The sequence below is a fragment of the Stenotrophomonas lacuserhaii genome (genome assembly GCF_039674585.1).
Lineage (GTDB): Bacteria > Pseudomonadota > Gammaproteobacteria > Xanthomonadales > Xanthomonadaceae > Stenotrophomonas > Stenotrophomonas pennii_A.
This window is the reverse complement of the sequence record NZ_JBDJNU010000002.1, coordinates 106,387-126,332: the sequence shown is the minus strand read 5'-3', so window position 1 is coordinate 126,332 and position 19,946 is coordinate 106,387. Positions and strand designations below refer to the sequence as shown.

The window sequence follows — 19,946 nt, the reverse complement described above, 5'->3', positions numbered from 1 at the left end:
GGACGCGCGGGGGCGGCGAACGGGCCGGCGCCCCCAGGGATACGCTGCCCGTCAGTGACGGAAGTGGCGCACGCCGGTGAACACCATCGCCAGGCCAGCTTCGTCGGCGGCCGCGATGACTTCAGCGTCGCGCATCGAACCACCCGGCTGGATCACCGCCTTGATGCCGGCCGCAGCGGCGGCATCGATGCCGTCGCGGAACGGGAAGAACGCATCGGAGGCCATCACCGAGCCTTCCACCACCAGGTTCGCATCGGCGGCCTTGATGCCGGCGATGCGTGCCGAGTAGACGCGGCTCATCTGGCCGGCGCCGACGCCGATGGTGCGGTTGTCCCTGGCGTACACGATGGCATTGGACTTCACGAACTTGGCGACCTTCCAGGCGAACAGCAGATCGGTGAACTGCTTGTCGGTCGGCGCCAGCTTGCTGACCACCTTCAGTTCGTCACGGGTCATGCCGCGGTTGTCGGAGGACTGCAGCAGCAGGCCCGAACCGATCCGCTTGCTGTCGTAGTTGTTCAGGCCTTCACCGTGCGGGATGCGCAGCACGCGCACGTTGGCCTTCTTCGTGGCGTATTCCAGCGCGGCCGGCTCGTACTCCGGGGCGATCAGCACTTCCACGAACTGACGGTCCAGGATCACCTGCGTGGTGGCCAAGTCCAGCGGCTTGTTGAAGGCGATGATGCCGCCGAAGGCGCTGGTCGGGTCGGTGGCATAGGCCAACTCATAGGCATCGCCGTTGCCGGCACCCACGGCTACGCCGCACGGATTGGCATGCTTGACGATCACGCAGGCCGGCGCGTCGAACTGCCGCACGCATTCCCACGCGGCATCGGCATCGGCCAGGTTGTTGTAGCTCAGTTCCTTGCCCTGCAACTGCTGGAAGGTGGCCAGCGTGCCCGGTACCGGGTACAGGTCACGGTAGAAGGCGCCGCTCTGGTGCGGGTTCTCGCCGTAGCGCAGGTCCATCACCTTCACGAAGGAGGAATTCATCTGCGCCGGGAACTCGCTGCGCACCGGTACCGCGGTCTCACGCGAGGCAACCGCCGACAGGTAATTGCTGATCGCCGCGTCGTACTGGGCAACGCGGTTGAACGCGGCCACCGAGAAGGCGAAGCGCTTGGCGGCAGACAGCCGGCCATCGTGGGCGGCCAGTTCGGCGAGCAGTTCGTCGTACTGCGACGGGTCGGTCGCGACCGCGACGCGGGCGAAATTCTTCGCCGCCGAACGCAGCATGGCCGGGCCGCCGATGTCGATGTTTTCCACGGCATCGTCGAGCGCGCAGTCGGCCTTGGCGGTGACTGATTCGAACGGATACAGATTCAGCACCAGCAGGTCGATTGCGCCAATGCCATGTTCGGCCATCACCGCATCGTCGGTGCCCGCGCGGCCCAGCAGGCCGCCATGCACCATCGGGTGCAGGGTCTTGACCCGGCCATCCATCATTTCCGGGAAGCCGGTGACGTCGGCGACATCCTTGACCGCCAGGCCCGCCTCGCGGATCGCCTTGGCGGTGCCGCCGGTGGACAGCAGTTCCACGCCGCGTGCGGACAGGGCAGTGGCCAGCGCGATCAGGCCGGTCTTGTCGGAAACGGAAAGCAGGGCCCGACGGACGGGCAGCAGGTCAGCACTCATGGGGGCAGGGCAACGGCAGCAGGCGGGGCCGATATTGTAGGCCACCCGGCGCTGGACCGAATCGGCGGCTGACGGATTGAACGCAGCGGGTAAAGGGGCAGGCGACCGGGAGGGCGCCGTAGCCACAGGGTGCACGATGTTTGGAAGCGTACCTTGGCAGGGGCTTTCATGATGGTGAGGCCTCTATCGGACTGGAACGCATGCCCCCTATCGCCCCCGGCTACGCCCCGTCCCCGCCCGCTGGCCGGGCCCAGGCAACGGCGGCTCCCCGCGCAGCCGACACCGGCTGCCGGATGGTTCCCGGCCGCGTAGACAATGCGGAGCTGAATGTCCTGACAGCTCCGGGCACCTGTGTGTCAGGTCGCCAGACCGCGATCGGTGACGACTCGTCCGCGCCGGGTGACGCTGGCGGGGGCCTGGTGGGCCCGGCATTGGATTGGAACGAACCCGGCGACCGAGCGCGGATCGGCACCTACCACCCGCAGCGCTGGCAAGGGCAGACACAATTCCATCCGCTTGCTCCTGCCGGCTTCGAACTGGCTGTCAGCTCCATCGTCGAGGGTACATCAACGCTCGAGGGGTGTTGCCTGGGCGGTGCGTTCGCCCGCCAGCTCGTTGAGGAGCCGGCATCGCGCGGTCGATGTTGGGGTTACTACGTTCCCAAACCAGGGTTCTTCCTCACTTTGGAAGACACTGCGCACTTGCAGGAACGACTGGTGGCCGAACACGGGCGTGCGTGGATCGCGGCAGATCGCAGCTGCAAAGCGCTGTTCAAAGCCGCCAGCACAGAGGCTGATCCGGCCCTCGCCCGCTTTTTTGGCTTCGCCGTCGCCCATCATCTGGCTGCCCACCCGATAAATGATGCCAACGAGGTGACGCGTTTCTGCGCTTATCACGGCATTGATCGAACTCACCACCGGCAACTGCCTGAGCTTGCAGGATTGTGGCGGTCGCTGGCGCGCGCTGAAGGCCTCCGCCGGCTGCGGGAGGGGGCCACGTGCCCGCAGATCGCAGCCGAGCTGGGCCTGCAGATCCCCGCGTTTGAAGAGGCCCTGCGCGATGTTGCCGTGGCAGGGTCTTTGATCGCGCTGGTACGCGGTGGCGCGCCGGTGATACCGCTGTGCGACGTGCATGCCATTGCGATTGACAGCCTGGCATACCGGGATCTGGCCGCCATGCGTCTGGCCTTCGAGAGCACCCCGACCGGCCGCACCACGCTGAACGAATTCGACGTGTACCGCGATCTCGACGGCATGGCGATGGCCAGGGAATTCTGGGAGGCTGCCGTGTCCGCGGACTCGCGTGAGACGTTGGATCGGGTGTTGACTGATTTCACCCCCGTCGGCGGCAGGTTGTACGATGAACTGGCCGCTCTTTTCCGCGAGTATCGCGACACCTTGGTTGCCGAGTACCCTGCGCTCGGCAGATTGCAGGCGGGGCAGCGCTGTCCCGATGTTGCAGCGGCTTCAGGCCTGTTGCCGGAGTCGCGTGAGATGGACGTGCTTCGTCTGTATGCCGTGCACCTGTGCCTTCAGAAAACCGGGGGCGGATCGGTGGATGCCGCGGCAGCATTGGACGGGGTTGTAACCACCCATCAACTGCCGCCGCAGTCCGCTGCTTGGCAGGTGATGTCGACACAAGCGCCGGTTGAAGCGTTCAGGGCCGTAAGGGCCGGTGAGCTGGATCCGGAGGCCGCGCAGAAGGCTTACGGTATCGCCGCCTCGGGCGTGGCCGCTGACAGGCTCCGCGAACTGTCGAAACTGGCGGAACAGGGAAGTAGCGAGCGTCGCTCGAGCGACTGAGAAGGCTGGACCCGGCTGTTCGTCCGTCCTGCGATCCAACAGCCTTGTCGCTGCATGCGCGGGCATTGCGAGAAGCCGCGTTACGCCGTGATGCCGTATTCCTTGAGCTTCTTGCGCAGGGTGGCCCGGTGGATGCCCAGCATCGCCGCAGCGCGGCTCTGGTTGCCCTCGCAATGGTTCAGCACTTCCACGAACAGGGGAATTTCCATCTCGCGCAGCACGATCTCGTACACGTCATCGGCATCGCAGCCATTCAGGTCGCGCAGGTAGCGGCGCACGGACTGGGCAACATGTTCGCGGAGCGGAGGACGCGCAGCGCCACGACTGGTGTCAGGACGAGAGAGTACAGCGTTCAATGGGAATCCCGATCTGGTGGCCGCGCCGGAGCAAAGGCTGGCGCTGGCGAAGAAGGTGGTGGCGGCCAGTCTAGCGCGAGCAGGCGCCCCCTGCACGGGGCAGGTGCCCGGCCGGCCTCACAGGAATTCGAAATTGAAGGCCACCGTGGACGCCGACGGCTCCTTGACCTGGAAGGCGATCTGCGCGCTCTGGCCGGGTTCCAGCAGCCCCGCCGTGCGTGCGCCGGCACCGAGATAGTCCGATGCCGCGAACACACCGCTGCCGACCACCCGGCCGTCGGCGTCGGACAGGGACAGCCGCAGCACGGGCCAATCCTGTGCCCACCGTGCGTCATTGCGGATGCTCGCCTGTACCTGCAGTGCGCCGGCCTGTTGCGGGATCGGCCGCACGTCGCGGCTGATCATGGTGAAGGCCGCCGGTTCGCGCCAGGCGGGCAGATCGCAGCGCAGCACACGGCACAGGCCTGCAACCCAGGGACGGGTGCCGGCATCCGCCGCCAGCCGGGCGCGGTCGGCCAGCGCGATCTGCAGCAGCAACAGCAGCGACAGCGCGGCCACCATGGCCCATTGCCAGCGGGGCGTGCGCAATCGATGCCCGCCACCACGCAGGAACACCGGCTCTGCCTGGGACAGCATGGGCTCCGCAGCCGCTGCAGGGACCTGCGCGGCGATCGTCGCGGTGGCGTGTACCGGTGCTTCCGCGGCCATCGCGGCAGGCTCCACGACGGGGTCCACGGGCGCTTCGGCGGTGCCGCCTCCGGTGAGCGGAGCGGCGTCGGCCGAAGGCACCGACGGCTCCGCCAACGGGGTCGCATCCGCGTCGGTGTGCGATCCGGCGTGTGGACGCAGGAAGGTGGCCAATGGTCGACGGGGCGGGTTCGGTTCGGACATGAATGTACCGGCTCGGATCCAGTGGCCTATTCAATCACGTCTGCGCGCGATCAGGCGCGTCGTACGCCGGTGATGCGCATCCAGTCGCCGTCTCGGGTCGCCTGCAGGTCATCGAACCAGGCAGCGTAACGCTGCAGCAGTTCGTGTTCCTGGCCATGCAGGATGCCCGACAGCGCGATGCGGCCTCCGGCGGCCACGCGGGCAGCCAGCAGGTCGGCCAGTGCGTCCAGCGCGGAGGCCAGGATGTTGGCGACCACGACCGGGTAGGTGGCCACCGGTTCGTCCTGTGGCAGGTAGACATGCATGCGCGGCAGTTCGCCATTGCGCTCGGCATTGTCGGCGGTGGCGATCAGCGCCTGCGGATCGTTGTCCACGCCGACCGACTCGGCCGCGCCCAGCTTCAACGCGGCCAACGCCAGGATCCCCGAGCCGCAACCGAAGTCGAGCACGCGTTGTCCCTGCAGCAGGCCCTCACCGGCCAGCCCATCGAGCCAGCGCAGGCACAGGGCGGTGGTCGGGTGGGTGCCGGAGCCGAATGCCAGGCCCGGGTCCAGCCGCACCACGGCCGCATCGGCGGCCTGCGCGGCGTCGGGAAGTTCATGGTTCCACGGCACGATCCAGGTGCGCTCACCGAAGGACAAGGGCTCGAACTGGTCCAGCCAGACACGCTCCCAGTCCTGGTCTTCCACCGCACGGAAACTCACCGTCGACCAGTCCAGGCCATCGTCGAAGGCGTCCAGCGCGGCCAGCAGCAGCAGTCCATCGGCGTCATGCGGGAACAAGGCGCTCAGGACCAGCGTGTCCCACATCGGTGTCTCGCCGACGCCGGGCTCCAGGATGGCCTGCTCGTTGCTGGTATCGGCCTCGGCATCGAGCAGGGTCACCGCCAACGCGCCGACGTCCTCCAGTGCGTTCTCGTAGCGGGGCTGGGTGGCTTCGGTGCAGCGCAGGGTCAGTTCCAGGAACGGCATGGTGGCAGGCGAGGTCCGGCAAAGAAGGGAATGCTAGTCGATCCGGGGCGGTGGCAGACATCTCAAAGCATGCAGAGACTGAATAGGCTGGGCCAGACATAAGGCAATCCCCTTGGTAGACTCGCGTTCCTGCCTTGCCTGTCAATGGCTTGTCCCCTGATGGCGTTTGCCCCGGCCCTTAAAACCTGGTTGCTCGTGGTGCCGGCCGTGGCCTTGCTCGGCGCAGCGGGCATGCGCATGGGCGGTCACCTGCTGCATGCGCAGGAATCCGGTCCTGCTGCGATGGACGCAGGAATGTCGCAACCAGTGGACACGCAGGCCACGCCCACGGCATTGCCTGCGGCCCTGGCACGCCGGCTTGGGGCCAGCGAACTTCCGCTCAACGCCGTGCCTTCCGGGCTGCCGCTGGACATCCGCGCCGACATGGAAGGCAACACCGATCTGTTCGCGTTCGCCCAGCGCCTGCGCGGCCAGGCCGACAGTGGCAACGTCGAGGCGCGCTGGATGTTGAGCCGGGTCTACGACTACTGCAGCCAGTACGCCAGCGATCCCGGCGGCTACCAGCTGGACAACAGTGTGTTGACCGGGATGGGCGAGCGTGCAGCGACCGCGATGGCCGCCGCACGCCAGCGTGTCGCCGCGCGCTGCGGCGGCTTCGTGGCCAGTGATGGGCTGGGCTATCCGCTGGTGTTCGCGCAGCGCCGCCAGGCCGCGCAGGGCGGCAACCTGGCCGCCGAAGCCTCGTTGCTGGCCGACGGCCAGCCGCTGCAGAGCGACGAAGACTACCGGCGCGGCCTGGTCGAGCGCGTGCGCGATTCGCATGATCCGGAAGCCTACATGGCGTTGGCCCCGGCAATGGGGCTGCGCGCGTCCGGCGACCGGGCCATGACCGGCATGGTGGCCGGGGAGGCACTGAGTGAACTGGCCTGGCGCGTGGCGGCCTGCGAGCTGGGCATGCCGTGCGGCAGCGACAGCGTGCTGATGAACAGCTTCTGCGCCAACGGTGGCATCTGCAGCCAGGATGAGGGGCAGGACTTCACAGATTTTGTATACGACGCTGCGGTATCGCGGCAGGGTGCCGAAAAAATGACCGAATGGGTCGAAGAACTGATTGGAAAGAGGAAAAGGCGATGAAGTACCGTCGAATCCTGCACGGGGCGAAATTCTGGTTCTGGGTGGCGTTGTTCGTCGCCTATTCGGCGGGTGCGGTCGGCCTGCTGATGATCGATACCCAGGAAGACCGTTACCGACGACTGTCCACGGTGGAGTTGACCAAGGTGCAGTCCACGCCGGAAGCGCGCCGCGTCGGCGCCAGCCAGGTGGCGGCGGTGTTCCGTGCGCAGAGTGCCATGCCATTCACCTCGCTGCCGGCGGGCAGCACCTTCCAGGTGGTGTGGCCGGATGGCTCTACTGAAACCATGGTGATCGTCGACCCGTCCTCGCCCAACGGCGTGCGTCCGTTGGCGGGTAGCCAGGTTCCGGCCGAAGCGGCGGATCGCCGCTGATCCGGCGTCGCGGCGGACCAGGCCCTGGCCGGCATGGATTGGGTCCGGTCCTATTCCAAGGGATGGCGTGAAACAGCGTTAATGGATCCATCCTGACGGTGTCGACCGCGCTTGCGCGGCGACACTGCCCTGTCGGAGAAGGCCATGGTTACTGCTGTCATGCGGATACTGCCTGCGCTGGTGTTCCTTGCCACATTGCTGCCCGTTACACCGGCGCACGCTGGCGTGGTCATCGCAGGCACGCGGGTGGTCTATCCCGCCCAGGAAAAAGAGGTCACCGTCTCACTGCAGAATGCGGGACAACGCCCCGCGCTGGTGCAGCTGTGGATCGATGACGGCGACCAGGATACGCCGCCGGAACTGGCCAAGGCGCCCTTCGTGGTGACGCCGCCGCTGCTGCGCATGGAAGGCGGCGACAAGCAGGCCATGCGCATCCGCTTCGCCGGCCCTGCCCAGCCGACCGACCGCGAGTCGGTGTTCTGGCTGAACATGCTGGAGATTCCGCCTTCCTCCGACAGCAGCGAGGAACGGCTGGAGCTGGCCTTCCGCAGCCGGATAAAGTTGTTCTACCGGCCGGCTGGATTGCCCGGCGATGCGGAAACGGCGCACCGCCAGCTGCGCTGGTCGCTGCAGCGCGGCGCGCAGGGTGTTTCCCTGCAGGTCGACAATCCCACCCCGTGGCACGTCAGCTTCGCCGACGTCGGCCTGCGGGTGGGCGGCGTCGAAGCGGGACAGGCAGGCAGTGGCATGGTCGCTCCGCGGTCGTCGCGGACGTTTGTCCTTGAAGGCCTGTCCGCGGTGCCGTCCGGCAAGCGAAGCATCGCGTACAGCACCATCACCGACCTTGGCGCGGTGCAGGAAGCGGTCGTCCCGCTACCGGAATAGCCACTCCGCGCTGGCAGGCCCGGCACTGGCGCAGTGTTGCTGCCAGCCTCCGGAATGCCCCATTCCTGTCAGGTGACTTTTCGCTTGCGGGCCACGGTCACGCTGGGCGCAGACCTGCGTTACGAATGAGGCCGGAGTAGGCGCCCGGGCGCGACGATTTCAGTCCGGTCCCATGCCATCCGGGGACACGGCGGCGGAGAATTCGATGCAATCGAGCGTTTCTCGACGCCTTGTTCTTGCCCTGTCAGGTGGTGACCATGAAACGTTGTTCAGTACTCCGCCTGCTGTTGACATTGGCCCTGTGCTGGGTGGGGTCGGCGTTGGCGCAGACCTGCGGCTACGGCGGCGGAATCACCGGTCCGCAGCGGGTCACGATGCCCTTGCAGGGCACCATCACGGTGGGCGCCGACGTGCCCGTCGGCAGCGTCATCTACTACAGCGGCCACAGCGCCACCATTCCCGGGACAGTGGTCTGTGGCGGCGGCACGGGCCGCAGTGAATGGCAACTGGAATACATCGGGGACCCGGGTGCACCGGTGCCGGGGCGGCCAGGGTTCTACCAGACCCGCATTCCCGGCGTTGCGATCCGCTGGTGGCGAGCGGCCAACACGGTGCCGGCAGTCATCAGCCGCAATGAGTTGGGCGCAGGTTACATTGCCCGCAACATCCTGCAGGCGCTGACCTTCGAACTGATCAAGACCGGCCCCATTTCACCGGGTACGCTGCTGGCCAGCAGTCTACCTACGCCACGACTGGTGGTGCGCTGGGGCCCGGGAACGGAGCTTGAGGCGTATCACGCGTTCGTCCAGGGCCAGCTCAACCTCGTGATCGGCACCTGCAGCGTCCGCGACGCCATCGTGCCATTGGGCAGCCATCCCGCGCGCCTGCTTACCGGACCTGGCAGCGCAACGCCGTGGGTTGATTTCTCCGTGGCACTGGAGCAGTGCCCGGTGTTTCCCGGCTGGCGTCGTTCCTTCCATACCAATAACGACGGCACGGCAGAGCGGTTGTACGAGGGTCGCGCCAATGCGATTGGTTTCCGCGTTGATCCCCAGACCGCGATCGTGGACGCCGCGCAGTCGGTCATGGCACTGCAGCGTGCACCCGGCACTTTTCCGGCGCAGGGCGTCGGGATACAGGTCGCCCTGCCGAACGACACTCCGGTGGGCTATGGCGTGTTCCGGGCGAGCGGTCTGGTGCTGAGCGATACGCCCAACGGCCGCTACAGCATCCCCTTGCGCGCCCGCTACTACCAGGTGGAGGAACGCGTTGCGGGAGGGCCGGCCAATGGCGCGATGGTGGTGACGCTCCGTTACGAATGAGCGTCAGCGAGGCGGGGTGGACGTAGCCCACCTACGCGCGTTGCTATCCGGGGCTGCAACGTGGGCTGAGTGGAGCACGTCTGGCGGGAGGTTTGGGACCGGTCCCATGTCACGCCCACGCCAAGCAGGGGAAGATATGACGCAATTGAGCCGTCCTTATCGCTGCATTCCTTCCTTCCGGTGGTGACCATGAAACCTTGCATCGCATTACGCCTGCTGTTGGTATCGGCCCTGTGCTGGGTGGCGCCGGCCATGGCACAGAGTTGCGAGTACGCAAACGGCATGACAGCGCCCTACCAGCTATCCCTGCCGCTGCAGGGGAACATCACGGTGGGTGCCGACGTGCCGAATGGCACGGTGGTCTATTACGGCGGGCACACTGCCGCTGTCAGCGGACAGACCCTCTGCCGCAGCGACGTCGAAAGCGAAGCGCGCTGGGACTACATGTGGCTGCGTGCGCCGACTGCCCCGGTGCCGGGTCGACCGGGCGTGTACGAGACCGGAATCCCCGGGATCGGCATCCGTTACATTGCGCGGAACGGAAGCACGATTCCCGCCCATTTCGGCAGCCTGCCGTTTGGGCCACGCGGCATCATCTCCAACATCATGACCCAGTTCACCTTCAACCTGATCAAGATCGGGCCGGTGTCGGCTGGCACGCTGCAGGGTTCGACCCTTCCCACGATCCGCTGGACCTTGAACTGGGGCCCCGGTACGGAGCTGGACCTGTGGCACGCCAACGTGCAGGGCCAGCTGAACATCGTCACCGGAACCTGCAGCGTGCGCGATATCGACGTGCCATTGGGTACCTATGCGCAGCGCAGTTTCACCGGCGTCGGTCGTGTGTCGGGATGGGTCGACCATGCCATTGAACTGAGTGGATGCCCGGCGTTCTTCGGCAAGGCGCGTTCCTACGTCCGCGAAGACGGTGGGGTCGTCGAAGTCATCGCCGACAGGCGCGACAATGCGCTCGGCGTCCGGCTCGATCCCACGACCGCCATCATCGATCGAGCCCGCTCGATCATGGCCCTGCAGGACTACCCGGACAACCCGGCCGCGCGCGGCCTCGGCATCCAGGTGGCGCTGCCCGACGGCACGCCGGTGGGCTTCGGCGTATTCCGGGACAGTGGATTGACCCTGACCGAGGTGGCCAGGGGAAACTACCGCATCCCGCTGCGCGCGCGCTACATCCAGATGGAAGATCACGTGCGGCCAGGTCCGGCCAATGGCGCGATGGTGGTGACGCTGCGCTACGAATGACGGGCAGCGCCGGCCCTCGGGCCGGCGCTTGCGGGTGCGATCAGGTGAGCGCGATCGACTTGGTCTTGCGCTCGGCCAGGCGTTTTTCCAGGTAATGGATGTTCTGTCCACCGGCCTGGAAGCCCTTGTCGCGCATGATCCGCTGCTGCAGGGCAACGTTGGTCTTGATGCCATCCACGACCATCTCGCTCAGCGCCACCCGCATGCGGGCAATGGCGGTTTCGCGGTCCGGTCCGTGCACGATCAATTTGCCGATCATCGAATCGTAGTTCGACGGCACGCGGTAGCCGGCGTAGATGTGCGTATCCACGCGCACGCCGGGACCGCCGGGTGCGTGGAAGGCGGTGATCTGGCCCGGGCTCGGCACGAAGGTTTCCGAATCTTCCGCATTGATGCGGCATTCGATGGCATGCCCGGTCAGCACGATGTCGCTCTGCTTGATCGACAGCTTCTGGCCGGCGGCGATCTTCAGCTGTTCCACCACCAGGTCGATGCCGGTAACCATTTCGGTGACCGGATGCTCCACCTGGATGCGGGTGTTCATTTCGATGAAGTAGAAGCGGCCGTCTTCGTACAGGAATTCGAAGGTGCCCGCGCCGCGGTAGCCGATGCGGATGCAGGCTTCCACGCAGACCTTGCCGATCTGCTCGCGGGCCTCGTCGCTGATGCCCGGCGCCGGTGCTTCTTCCACCACTTTCTGGTGGCGGCGCTGCATCGAGCAGTCGCGCTCACCGAGGTGGATGGCGTTGCCCTGGCCGTCGGCCAGCACCTGGATTTCCACGTGGCGCGGATTCTCCAGGTACTTCTCCATGTACACCTCACCGTTGCCGAACGCCGCCTTGGCTTCGCTCTTGGTGGTTTCGATGGAGGTCTTCAGCGAGGCTTCGGCATGCACCACGCGCATGCCGCGACCGCCGCCGCCGCCGGAGGCCTTGATGATGACCGGGTAGCCGATCTCACGGGCGATCTTGGTGTTGGCGACGATGTCATCGCCCAGTGGGCCGCCCGAGCCCGGCACGCACGGCACGCCGGCGGCCTTCATGGCGCGGATCGCTTCCACCTTGTCGCCCATCAGGCGGATGGTGTCGGCCTTCGGGCCGATGAAGATGAAGCCGGATTCCTCCACGCGTTCGGCGAAGTTCGCGTTTTCCGACAGGAAACCGTAGCCGGGATGGATGGCCTGGGCGTCGGTCACCTCAGCGGCGGCGATCAACGCCGGGATGTTGAGGTAGCTGTCGCTGGAGGCCGCCGGGCCGATGCAGACGGATTCGTCGGCCATGGCCACGTGCTTCAGGTTGCGGTCGACGGTGGAGTGCACGGCCACCGTGCGGATGCCCAGGGTGTGGCACGCGCGCAGGATGCGCAGCGCGATCTCCCCGCGGTTGGCAATGACGATTTTATCGAGCATGGCCGGCCCCTCAGCCGATCACGAACAGCGGCTGGTCGAACTCAACCGGCTGGCCGTTCTCGCCGAGGATGGCGACGATGGTGCCCGACGCATCGGCTTCGATCGGGTTGAACATCTTCATTGCTTCGATGATCGCCAGGGTCTCGCCTTCCTTGACCTGCTGGCCGATGCTGACGAAGGCCGGCTTGTCCGGCGAGGCCGACGCATAGAAGGTACCGACCATCGGCGAGCGCAGCACGTGGCCTTCCGGCAGCGCGTTGCCTGGCTTGGCGCTGCCACCGGTGGAGGCTTCGGTCGGCGACTGCATCGGCATGGCCGGGGCGGCAGCGGCGGCCGGCGCGGCGATCATCTGCGGCTGCACGGCCATCTGCGCGAAGGTGCCGACCGGGGCGCGCGACAGGCGTACCGACTCTTCGCCTTCCTTGATCTCGATCTCGGCCAGGTTGGATTCTTCCAGCAGGTCGATCAGCTTCTTGATTTTACGCAGATCCATGAGGGCCTCTTCTTCTGTTTTGATTATCTGGATGGGAAGGGCGCAGGCGCCCGTTCGAAGCTCAGGCGTTGGACAGCCGCTGCAGGGCGGCATCCATCGCATAACGGTAACTGTCGGCACCGAAACCGCAGATGACACCGACCGCCTTGTCGCTGAAATAGCTGTGCTGGCGGAAGGGTTCGCGCGAATGTGGATTGGACAGGTGGATTTCGATGAACGGCACGGCCACCGCCGCCAGCGCATCGCGCAGGGCCACGGAGGTGTGTGTGAATGCGGCGGGGTTGATCAGGATGAAGGCGGTGCCGTCACTTCCCGCGGCCTGGATGCGGTCCACCAGCACGTGTTCGGCATTGGACTGCAGGCTTTCCACCGCGTGCCCGGCCGCCGCGCCCTGCGCGTGCAGCGCCTGGTCGATCTGCGCCAGGGTGGTGTGGCCATAGACGCCCGGCTCGCGCGTGCCGAGCAGGTTGAGGTTGGGGCCGTGCAGTACCAGCAGTTGCGCCATGGGGACCGAACAACGGGAAAGGGCGGCAGTCTGGCGGAAGCTGCAGTTGATGTCCAGTTCGGCGAAGTTATGCGCGTTTCAAGCGTATGTTTGAAATGCCCGGCCAGGTGGGGACAGGCGGCGGCCCATCATGGCACGCCGCCGCCTGCCCCTCTGTTTCGCTCGGGTCAGAACGTCCAGCCCAGCCGGGCGTAGTAGAACCCGCCGTTGAAGCCATACGGCGAATGCACCGGGTATTCCGCGCCGGCCACGCCGGCCCACGGGTTCTTCGACGGCACGCGGTCGAACAGGTTCTGCGCGCCCACGCTGAAGTACAGCCCGGACACGAACTTCCAGCCCACTTCGGCATCCACGATCAGCGTGCTGCCGGCGTGGATCGGCAGGCCACCGTCATCGGCGGAGACCACCCCGCTGTCCAGGTGGTCTTCGTACCAGCTGCTGTAATAGTTGAAGCGCAGGTTGGCATGGAAGACCTGGCGCTGGTGGTTGACGCTGAAGTAGCCCTTGGTGCGCGGCAGCGACTCTTCCAGCTTGTAGACGCGGGCCGCATCGATGAAGTCGGTATCGAAGCGGTCCACTTCGGTGCGGTTCCAGTTGGCCGCCAGCGCATAGGTGGTGGTGCCACCGAAGTGATCGCTGCGGTAGCTGGTGACCACGTCCACGCCGGTGGTGGTGGTGTCGAAGGCGTTGCCGAAATAGGTCACCTGGGAAATCGATGCCGCCTCTGGATTGCCGCCCGCCACCAGCGCGGCGCGCTCGGCCGCGGTCACCGCGAAGCTGGTGCTGAGCGCGATGCGATCCTCCACCTTGATCTGGTAGCCATCCACGGTGAACAGCCAGTCGCCCTGCGTCCACACCGCACCCAGCGATACGTTCTTCGACTCTTCCGGGGTCAGCGGCTGGGCGCCCTTGAGCTGGGCGATCGGATCAGTGGGGGGCAGGGTGGCGATGTCTTCCAGCGCGGTCCCACCGAACACGGTGCTGATCTGGCTGATGTTGGCCTGGCCGGGAGTGGGGGCACGGAAGCCGGTGTTGTAGGCACCGCGCACGGCGAAGGTTTCAGTGAAGTCGAAGCGGCCGGTGAGCTTGCCGGTGGTGGTGCTGCCGAACGAATCGTAATCTTCGTAGCGCAGCGCGCCGGCCAGCAGGAAGCGTTCGGTGAGCTGTGCTTCCAGGTCTGCATAGGCGGCCCAGTTGCGCCGGTCGAAGGTGCCGGCGGTGCGCGCGCTGAAGCCGTTGAAGCCGTTGGAGCCCAGCGCGAAGCCCTGCTGGGTCAGCGGGCCGATCGCCGTGGACGGGCCGTCACCCGGGCTGATGGTGAAGCTTTCCTCGCGCCACTCCGCACCCATGGCCAGCCGCAGGGGCTGGCTGCTGAAGCCGGTGGCGATATCGCGGCTGACATCCACGTTGAGGTTCTTTTCAGTCTGGGTGTTGCCGCCGGGCTTGAACGACAGGCCAGGCGGCTGCACCGGGCCCATCGAGGCGTTGACGGTGTTGTAGATGGTGAAGTCGATCTCGTTGCGGCCCCAGGAACCGCTGACGTCCCAATACCAGTCCTCCCAGGTGCCCTTGGCGCCGGCGAATACCGAGGTGTCTTCCAGCGACCCGCCGAAGCGCGGGGTGAAGCCGCCCGGCAGGCTGGACAGGAAGGTGTAGCAGTTCGCGGGCAGGGCCGCGACCGCTGCACTGACGCCGGCGTACGGCAGCAGGGCGCCGCTGCCGTCGCGCAGGGCGATGGAGGGGCAGGCACCGGCGCCGGTCAGGTTGCCGACCAGCAGGGTGTCGCCGCCATCGTTGGAATACACGCCGGAGCGCGCGGTGGGATCGCGGTAGTAGAAGCCGCCGTCCACGTCGCGTTTGGCATGGTTGCCGAACAGATAGAAGTCCACGTTGTCGGTGGACAGGCCCAGGTTGTAGACCAGCTTGAAGTCGTCATCGACCTTCGGCGAGCCCCACACCTGCGCCGGCTGGCCGACCCCGGGATAGCCGGCCGCGATCGCGGCGGCGGCATCGTCACGCTGCACGCTGCGCGAGGTGTCATCGGCGTTGCGCCATTCGGCGGTCAGCGTGGCAAACCCGCGTTCGGTCAGCGGCAGGCCGATCTGCGCAGAGTACTGCGTTGTCAGACCGTCGCCTTCGTAGTACTTGCCGGTGAACACTTCGGCGGTGCCGCCTTCGCGCAGCTTCTTCAGGCCGAAATTGATGACCCCGGCGATGGCGTCCGAGCCGTACTGGGCGGCGGCGCCGTCGCGCAGCACCTCCACCTGTTCCAGCGCCAGCGATGGGAACACCGACAGGTCCGGACCCTGCGCACCGTCGGACAGGCCATGGCCGAGGAAGGTGATCACCGCCGCACGGTGGAAGCGTTTGCCGTTGACCAGCAGCAGGGTGTTGTCCGGCGGCAGGCCGCGCAGGTTGGCCGGGCGCACCAGGCTTGCGGCGTCATCGATGGGAATGGTGCTGACGTTGAAGGAGGGCACCAGCACCTTCAGCTGGTCCAGCGCATCGGTGGCGCCCTGGTTGCGGAATTCTTCGCCGCTGATGATGTCGATCGGTACCGCCGAAGAGGACACGGTACGTGGTTTGGTGCGGCTGCCCAGCACCGACACGGTGTCCAGGTTGGTGGCCGCTTCGGGCGTGGCCGGGCTGTCCTGTGCCAGCGCTCCCGTGCTGGTGACCAGCAGGGCGGTCGCCAGCGCCACGTGTACTGCAGATGCCAATGGCGAAAAGGCTTTCGGAGCGTGAACACACTTGCCAATGCGGTCGTTCATGCATGCACCTTGCAGTCTGGTTGTTGGGTTGTCGTTCGGTTAGTGGTTCATCCTGTTGGTTCTCCCTGCGCGCCAGCGGATCTGTTGCGCTGCACCAATAATTAACAGAAGATTAACCGTACTGCAACGAATGTGTGCTGACTTTGGCGGTTCGTTGGATCGGCAGCCGACTGGCTGACGCGCCGTACCCGCCGCCAACGGGCCTGTCGCGGCGTATCCTTGCCGGATGGGGACACTTTTTCCGACGCACCGACCGTCGCGCCTTCGTGCCTGCGCCTGGGCCTGCGTCGCCTTCTGCCTGCTGGTCGGGGCCGCGGTGCTGCCGGCGGCCGCCGCAACGCCGACCACTGCGCTGTTGGACCCGTCTGAAAAGGCCTGGATCGCCGCCCATCCGGTGATCCGGGTGACCTCCGATGCCACCCTTCCGCCATTGGAATACGTCCGCGATGGCCAGCTGAAAGGGCTGTCGGGGGATTACCTGCGGCTGATCGGCGCGCGCACCGGCCTGCAGTTCCAGTTCGTGCAGGCGGCCGACTGGCCTGCTGCGCAGCGGGCGGTTCAATCGCGCGCGGCGGACATGCTGCTCAACGCCATGGATGAACGCCTGTCACCGGCTACACGCGCGGTGGTGCGCCTGGGCCGGCCCTATCTGTCGGCCTACAGCGTAGTGTTCACGCGCCCGGATTCGCCGGCCGTGTGGGACCTGCAGGAGCTGGCCGGGCGTCGGGTCGCCGCACGTGCCGCCGGGGACTACGCGCGGATCCTGCAGGCCCGTTACCCGCGGTTGATCGTCGTGCCGACCGACACCCCGCAGGCCGCCATGCAGAAGGTGCTGGACGGCCAGGCCGACGCCGCGATGGGCACCAACGCGACCTTCCAGCCGTTCGTCGCGCGCCGGTATCTCGATGAGCTGCATATCTCCCGGCCGCGCATCGACCTGGTGATGCAGGCGCAGTTCGCGGTACGCAGCGACTGGCCGCAGCTGGAGGCGATCATCGGCAAGGCGATGGCGTCGATCAACACCCAGGAGGAATCGCAGATCCGCCAGCAATGGCTGCGCGAAGAGGACTACGGTGCGCCCAGCGTGGCCACCGTGCTGCGCTACAACTGGCCCTGGCTGCTGGCGATCGGCCTGCTGGTGCTGGCGCTGGGCGTGGTCGCGCGCTGGGCCTGGCGCGCACGTGCGGCGGCAATCGAAAGCGAGCGGGTCAAGGCCCGCTTCCTGGCAACCATGAGCCATGAAATACGCACCCCGATCAACGCCGTGCTGGGGGCGATCGAAGTGCTCGCCGACCACGTTCCCGCCGGCCGGCCGCGCGCGCTGGTGCGGGCCGCCGAGGAGGCCGCCGAGTCGCTGACCGGCCTGCTGGACAACGTGCTGGACCTGTCCAGGCTGGACGAAGGCCGCATGCAGCTGGAGAAGATCCCGGTGGACGTGCGCGCGCTGGGGCGCAGCGTCGCGGCGGTGTTCCGGGGCGAACTGGAAAAGCGCGGCATCGCGCTGGTCGTCGAGGTACCTGCGCAGGACAGTTGGCTGATGCTGGACCCGACCCGGCTGCGCCAGGTGCTGATGAACCTGCTCGGCAACGCGCGCAAGTTCACCGAGCGCGGCAGCATCCGGTTGACGCTGCAGGTGCAGCACGCACCGGCCGGAACCTGGTTGCACGCGGCGGTGACCGACACCGGCTGCGGCATTCCCGCGGCGCTGCAGGGCCACCTGTTCGACCCCTACACCCAGGCCGACGGCAGCATCTCGCGTCAGTACGGCGGCACCGGCCTGGGGCTGTCGATCAGCCACGACCTGGTGCAGCTGATGGGCGGGCAGATCGACCTGCACAGCGTGGAAGGCGAAGGCACCACGGTGTCGCTGCGGATCCCGGCCGCGCGTGCCGATGCCGCGTCCGCACCTGCCGTCGCCACGCCGAGCGGCGTACTGCGGGGCGTACGCGTGCTGGTGGTCGATGACCATGCGCCCAACCGCATGGTGCTGGAGGAACAGCTCGGCCGCCTGGGTGCGGTGGCGATGCTGGCCGACAGTGCCGCGCAGGCGCTGGCCACGCTCACCGCGGACTTGCCGGACATCGTGCTGCTGGACTGCTTCATGCCGGACATCGACGGCTACCAGGCAAGCCGGATGATCCGCACGGCGGGCATCCCGGGCGTGGCCGACCTGCCGATCATCGCCATTTCCGCCGCCACCGACGCGGCCCACCTGGCGCGTTGCCAGCAGGCCGGCATGAACGGCGTATTGAAGAAGCCGATCCGGCTGGCCGAACTGCAGGGCATGCTGTCGCTGTGGACCGGCCGCGCTGCCGCAGCGGGATCCGCCGACCGGGCGGCGGAGACGGCCGCGATGGAGGCCATCGAACGGGACACCGTCGACCGGCTGGCGCCCGACCTGCGCGTGCTGCTGGCCGATGACCTGCGCAAACTGCGCGACGCGGTGGATGCCAGCGATCTCGCGCGCATCATTTTCTACGCACACCGCCTGCATGGGGCCGCCGGGCTGGTCGGGCGGCCGGCGCTGGCCGCGCTGGCTGCCCGGCTGGAAGCCGATCCGGAGATGGATCCCGACCCGGTGCTGGACGAAATCGACGCGCAGTTGGAAAGCCTGTCGCAGGCGGCGCCGATCCGGGTGTGAGCGGGACGTGGTTGCGGTCAGCCACTAGACGACTGGTCTAATCGAGCGTACAGTCGCCCCCATGAACTCCGTTCCCACCGCCCCCACTGTCCGCGAAAAGATCCTGGCCACCGGCCAGCGGATCATGGGCGGCAAGGGCTTTTCGGCTGTCGGGCTGAATGAAGTGCTGGCCGCGGCCGGCGTGCCGAAGGGCTCGTTCTACCACTACTTCGGCTCGAAGGATGCCTTTGGCGAGGCGCTGCTGGAAGGGTACTTCGAGGCCTACGTGGCCGACATGGAGCGCATCTTCCGCCAGCCCGGCAAGACCAAGGCCGCGCAGATCGAAGACTATTTCGCCGCCTGGCAGGACAACCAATCCTTCGAAGACTGCCAGGGCAAGTGCCTGGCGGTGAAGCTGGGCGCCGAGGTGGCGGACCTGTCCGACAGCATGCGATCAGCGCTGGATCGCGGCACCGCGGCGATCATCGCCGGCATGGCCGCGGCGATCGAAGCCGGCCAGACGGAAGGCTCGTTGCCGGTCCAGGACGACGCCAAGGCGTTGGCGCAGAGCCTCTACCAGCTGTGGCTGGGCGCCAGCATCATGGTCAAGATCGTCCGTACTCCGCAGCCGTTCGACAACGCGCTGCGCACCACCCGTCACCTGCTGGGTCTCCACGCCAACACCGCCACTCCCTGAACGCAGGGCACGGCACGTTGTCCCGTTTCACGCGCAATTGTCTAGACGACCGGTCTAATTTCCTTTGTACTGCACCTCACTGGAGCACACCCATGAAAGTCCTCATCGTTCTCACTTCCCACGACCAACTCGGCGACACCGGCAGGAAGACCGGCTTCTGGCTGGAAGAACTGGCCGCGCCGTACTACACCTTCAAGGACGCCGGGGCCGAGATCGTGCTGGCTTCGCCGAAAGGCGGGCAGCCGCCGCTGGATCCGAAGAGCAACGAGCCTGATTTCCAGACCGCGCTGACCCGGCGCTTCGAGGCCGACGCCGAGGCCAATGCACAGCTGGCCCGCACCGTGCGCCTGGACAGCGTGTCGCAGGCCGATTTCGATACCGTGTTCTATCCGGGTGGTCACGGGCCGTTGTGGGATCTCGCCGAAGACCGTGATTCCATCGCCCTGATCGAATCGTTCATCGCAGCGGACAAGCCGGTCGCGCTGGTCTGCCACGCCCCCGGCGTGCTGCGCCACGTCAAGGCCGCCACGGGTCGCCCGCTGGTGGAAGGCCTGCAGGTCACCGGTTTCACCAACACCGAAGAAGAAGGCGTGGGCCTGACCCAAGTGGTGCCGTTCCTGGTCGAAGACGAACTGAAGGCCAACGGTGGCCACTATTCCAAGGGCCCGGACTGGGGCTCGTACGTGGTCCGCGATGGCTTGCTGATCACCGGGCAGAATCCGGCGTCCTCCACCGAAGCCGCGGACGTACTGATCAGGCAGCTCGCGATCCACTGATCACGTCGCCGCCTGTCGTGGCGCTGCGATGGCTGCAGCGCCACACCGC

At 66.7% G+C, this 19,946-nt stretch carries 17 protein-coding genes; 9 read left to right on the top strand and 8 right to left on the bottom strand.

The window, feature by feature from the left end:
* Window positions 1-51 precede the first annotated feature (51 nt).
* Window positions 52-1,635 (bottom strand): bifunctional phosphoribosylaminoimidazolecarboxamide formyltransferase/IMP cyclohydrolase, encoded by a 1,584-nt coding sequence (purH, locus tag ABE522_RS01325; RefSeq protein WP_346590033.1) that lies wholly within the window; start codon window positions 1,633-1,635, stop codon window positions 52-54.
* A gap of 431 nt (window positions 1,636-2,066) precedes the next feature.
* Here purH and ABE522_RS01320 point away from each other — a divergent pair, with 431 nt between their 5' ends.
* Window positions 2,067-3,437 carry a hypothetical protein gene (locus ABE522_RS01320; RefSeq protein ID WP_346590032.1) on the top strand — a complete coding sequence of 457 codons (1,371 nt, stop codon included), beginning with the start codon at window positions 2,067-2,069 and terminating at the stop codon, window positions 3,435-3,437.
* Window positions 3,438-3,517: 80 nt separating this feature from the next.
* On the opposite strand, the gene fis is transcribed toward ABE522_RS01320, so the two are convergent.
* The 3 genes from fis to prmA all read right to left on the bottom strand — a co-directional run bounded on the left by fis (window position 3,518) and on the right by prmA (window position 5,655).
* On the bottom strand, window positions 3,518-3,793 hold the full coding sequence (gene fis, locus ABE522_RS01315; protein ID WP_346590030.1) for a DNA-binding transcriptional regulator Fis: 276 nt from the start codon (window positions 3,791-3,793) through the stop codon (window positions 3,518-3,520).
* Window positions 3,794-3,910: 117 nt separating this feature from the next.
* Complete coding sequence (locus ABE522_RS01310) at window positions 3,911-4,684, bottom strand: DUF3426 domain-containing protein (RefSeq protein WP_346590029.1); 774 nt, start codon at window positions 4,682-4,684, stop codon at window positions 3,911-3,913.
* Window positions 4,685-4,734: 50 nt separating this feature from the next.
* Window positions 4,735-5,655, bottom strand: coding sequence for a 50S ribosomal protein L11 methyltransferase (prmA, locus tag ABE522_RS01305; protein WP_346590027.1), 921 nt, complete (start codon window positions 5,653-5,655; stop codon window positions 4,735-4,737).
* 159 nt (window positions 5,656-5,814) lie between these two features.
* Here prmA and ABE522_RS01300 point away from each other — a divergent pair, with 159 nt between their 5' ends.
* The 5 genes from ABE522_RS01300 to ABE522_RS01280 all read left to right on the top strand — a co-directional run bounded on the left by ABE522_RS01300 (window position 5,815) and on the right by ABE522_RS01280 (window position 10,627).
* Window positions 5,815-6,789, top strand: a complete 975-nt coding sequence (locus ABE522_RS01300) for a hypothetical protein (RefSeq protein WP_346590026.1) — start codon at window positions 5,815-5,817, stop codon at window positions 6,787-6,789.
* The gene (locus ABE522_RS01295; RefSeq protein WP_346590024.1) at window positions 6,786-7,160 is read left to right on the top strand and encodes a hypothetical protein; all 375 of its coding nucleotides are present in this window, start codon (window positions 6,786-6,788) and stop codon (window positions 7,158-7,160) included. The genes ABE522_RS01300 and ABE522_RS01295 overlap by 4 nt, the downstream gene beginning before the upstream one ends.
* Window positions 7,161-7,304: 144 nt before the next feature.
* Window positions 7,305-8,045, top strand: coding sequence for a fimbrial biogenesis chaperone (locus tag ABE522_RS01290; protein WP_346590022.1), 741 nt, complete (start codon window positions 7,305-7,307; stop codon window positions 8,043-8,045).
* 257 nt (window positions 8,046-8,302) lie between these two features.
* Entirely contained in the window at window positions 8,303-9,367 is a 1,065-nt protein-coding gene (locus ABE522_RS01285; RefSeq protein WP_346590021.1) for a fimbrial protein, read from the top strand.
* A gap of 189 nt (window positions 9,368-9,556) precedes the next feature.
* The gene (locus ABE522_RS01280; RefSeq protein ID WP_346590019.1) at window positions 9,557-10,627 is read left to right on the top strand and encodes a fimbrial protein; all 1,071 of its coding nucleotides are present in this window, start codon (window positions 9,557-9,559) and stop codon (window positions 10,625-10,627) included.
* A gap of 40 nt (window positions 10,628-10,667) precedes the next feature.
* Here ABE522_RS01280 and accC read toward each other — a convergent pair whose 3' ends face one another.
* The 4 genes from accC to ABE522_RS01260 all read right to left on the bottom strand — a co-directional run bounded on the left by accC (window position 10,668) and on the right by ABE522_RS01260 (window position 15,804).
* Window positions 10,668-12,035 carry an acetyl-CoA carboxylase biotin carboxylase subunit gene (gene accC, locus ABE522_RS01275; protein ID WP_101101430.1) on the bottom strand — a complete coding sequence of 456 codons (1,368 nt, stop codon included), beginning with the start codon at window positions 12,033-12,035 and terminating at the stop codon, window positions 10,668-10,670.
* A gap of 10 nt (window positions 12,036-12,045) precedes the next feature.
* Window positions 12,046-12,528, bottom strand: a complete 483-nt coding sequence (gene accB / locus ABE522_RS01270) for an acetyl-CoA carboxylase biotin carboxyl carrier protein (RefSeq protein ID WP_346590018.1) — start codon at window positions 12,526-12,528, stop codon at window positions 12,046-12,048.
* Window positions 12,529-12,589: 61 nt separating this feature from the next.
* Window positions 12,590-13,033, bottom strand: coding sequence for a type II 3-dehydroquinate dehydratase (gene aroQ / locus ABE522_RS01265; RefSeq protein WP_346590016.1), 444 nt, complete (start codon window positions 13,031-13,033; stop codon window positions 12,590-12,592).
* 167 nt (window positions 13,034-13,200) lie between these two features.
* Window positions 13,201-15,804 carry a TonB-dependent receptor plug domain-containing protein gene (locus ABE522_RS01260; RefSeq protein ID WP_346590014.1) on the bottom strand — a complete coding sequence of 868 codons (2,604 nt, stop codon included), beginning with the start codon at window positions 15,802-15,804 and terminating at the stop codon, window positions 13,201-13,203.
* Window positions 15,805-16,030: 226 nt separating this feature from the next.
* On the opposite strand from ABE522_RS01260, the gene ABE522_RS01255 reads away from it, so the two are divergent.
* The 3 genes from ABE522_RS01255 to ABE522_RS01245 all read left to right on the top strand — a co-directional run bounded on the left by ABE522_RS01255 (window position 16,031) and on the right by ABE522_RS01245 (window position 19,897).
* Entirely contained in the window at window positions 16,031-18,445 is a 2,415-nt protein-coding gene (locus tag ABE522_RS01255) for a hybrid sensor histidine kinase/response regulator (RefSeq protein ID WP_346590012.1), read from the top strand.
* A gap of 61 nt (window positions 18,446-18,506) precedes the next feature.
* Window positions 18,507-19,121, top strand: a complete 615-nt coding sequence (locus ABE522_RS01250) for a TetR/AcrR family transcriptional regulator (RefSeq protein WP_346590010.1) — start codon at window positions 18,507-18,509, stop codon at window positions 19,119-19,121.
* A gap of 92 nt (window positions 19,122-19,213) precedes the next feature.
* Entirely contained in the window at window positions 19,214-19,897 is a 684-nt protein-coding gene (locus tag ABE522_RS01245; protein WP_346590008.1) for a type 1 glutamine amidotransferase domain-containing protein, read from the top strand.
* Window positions 19,898-19,946: the final 49 nt, after the last annotated feature.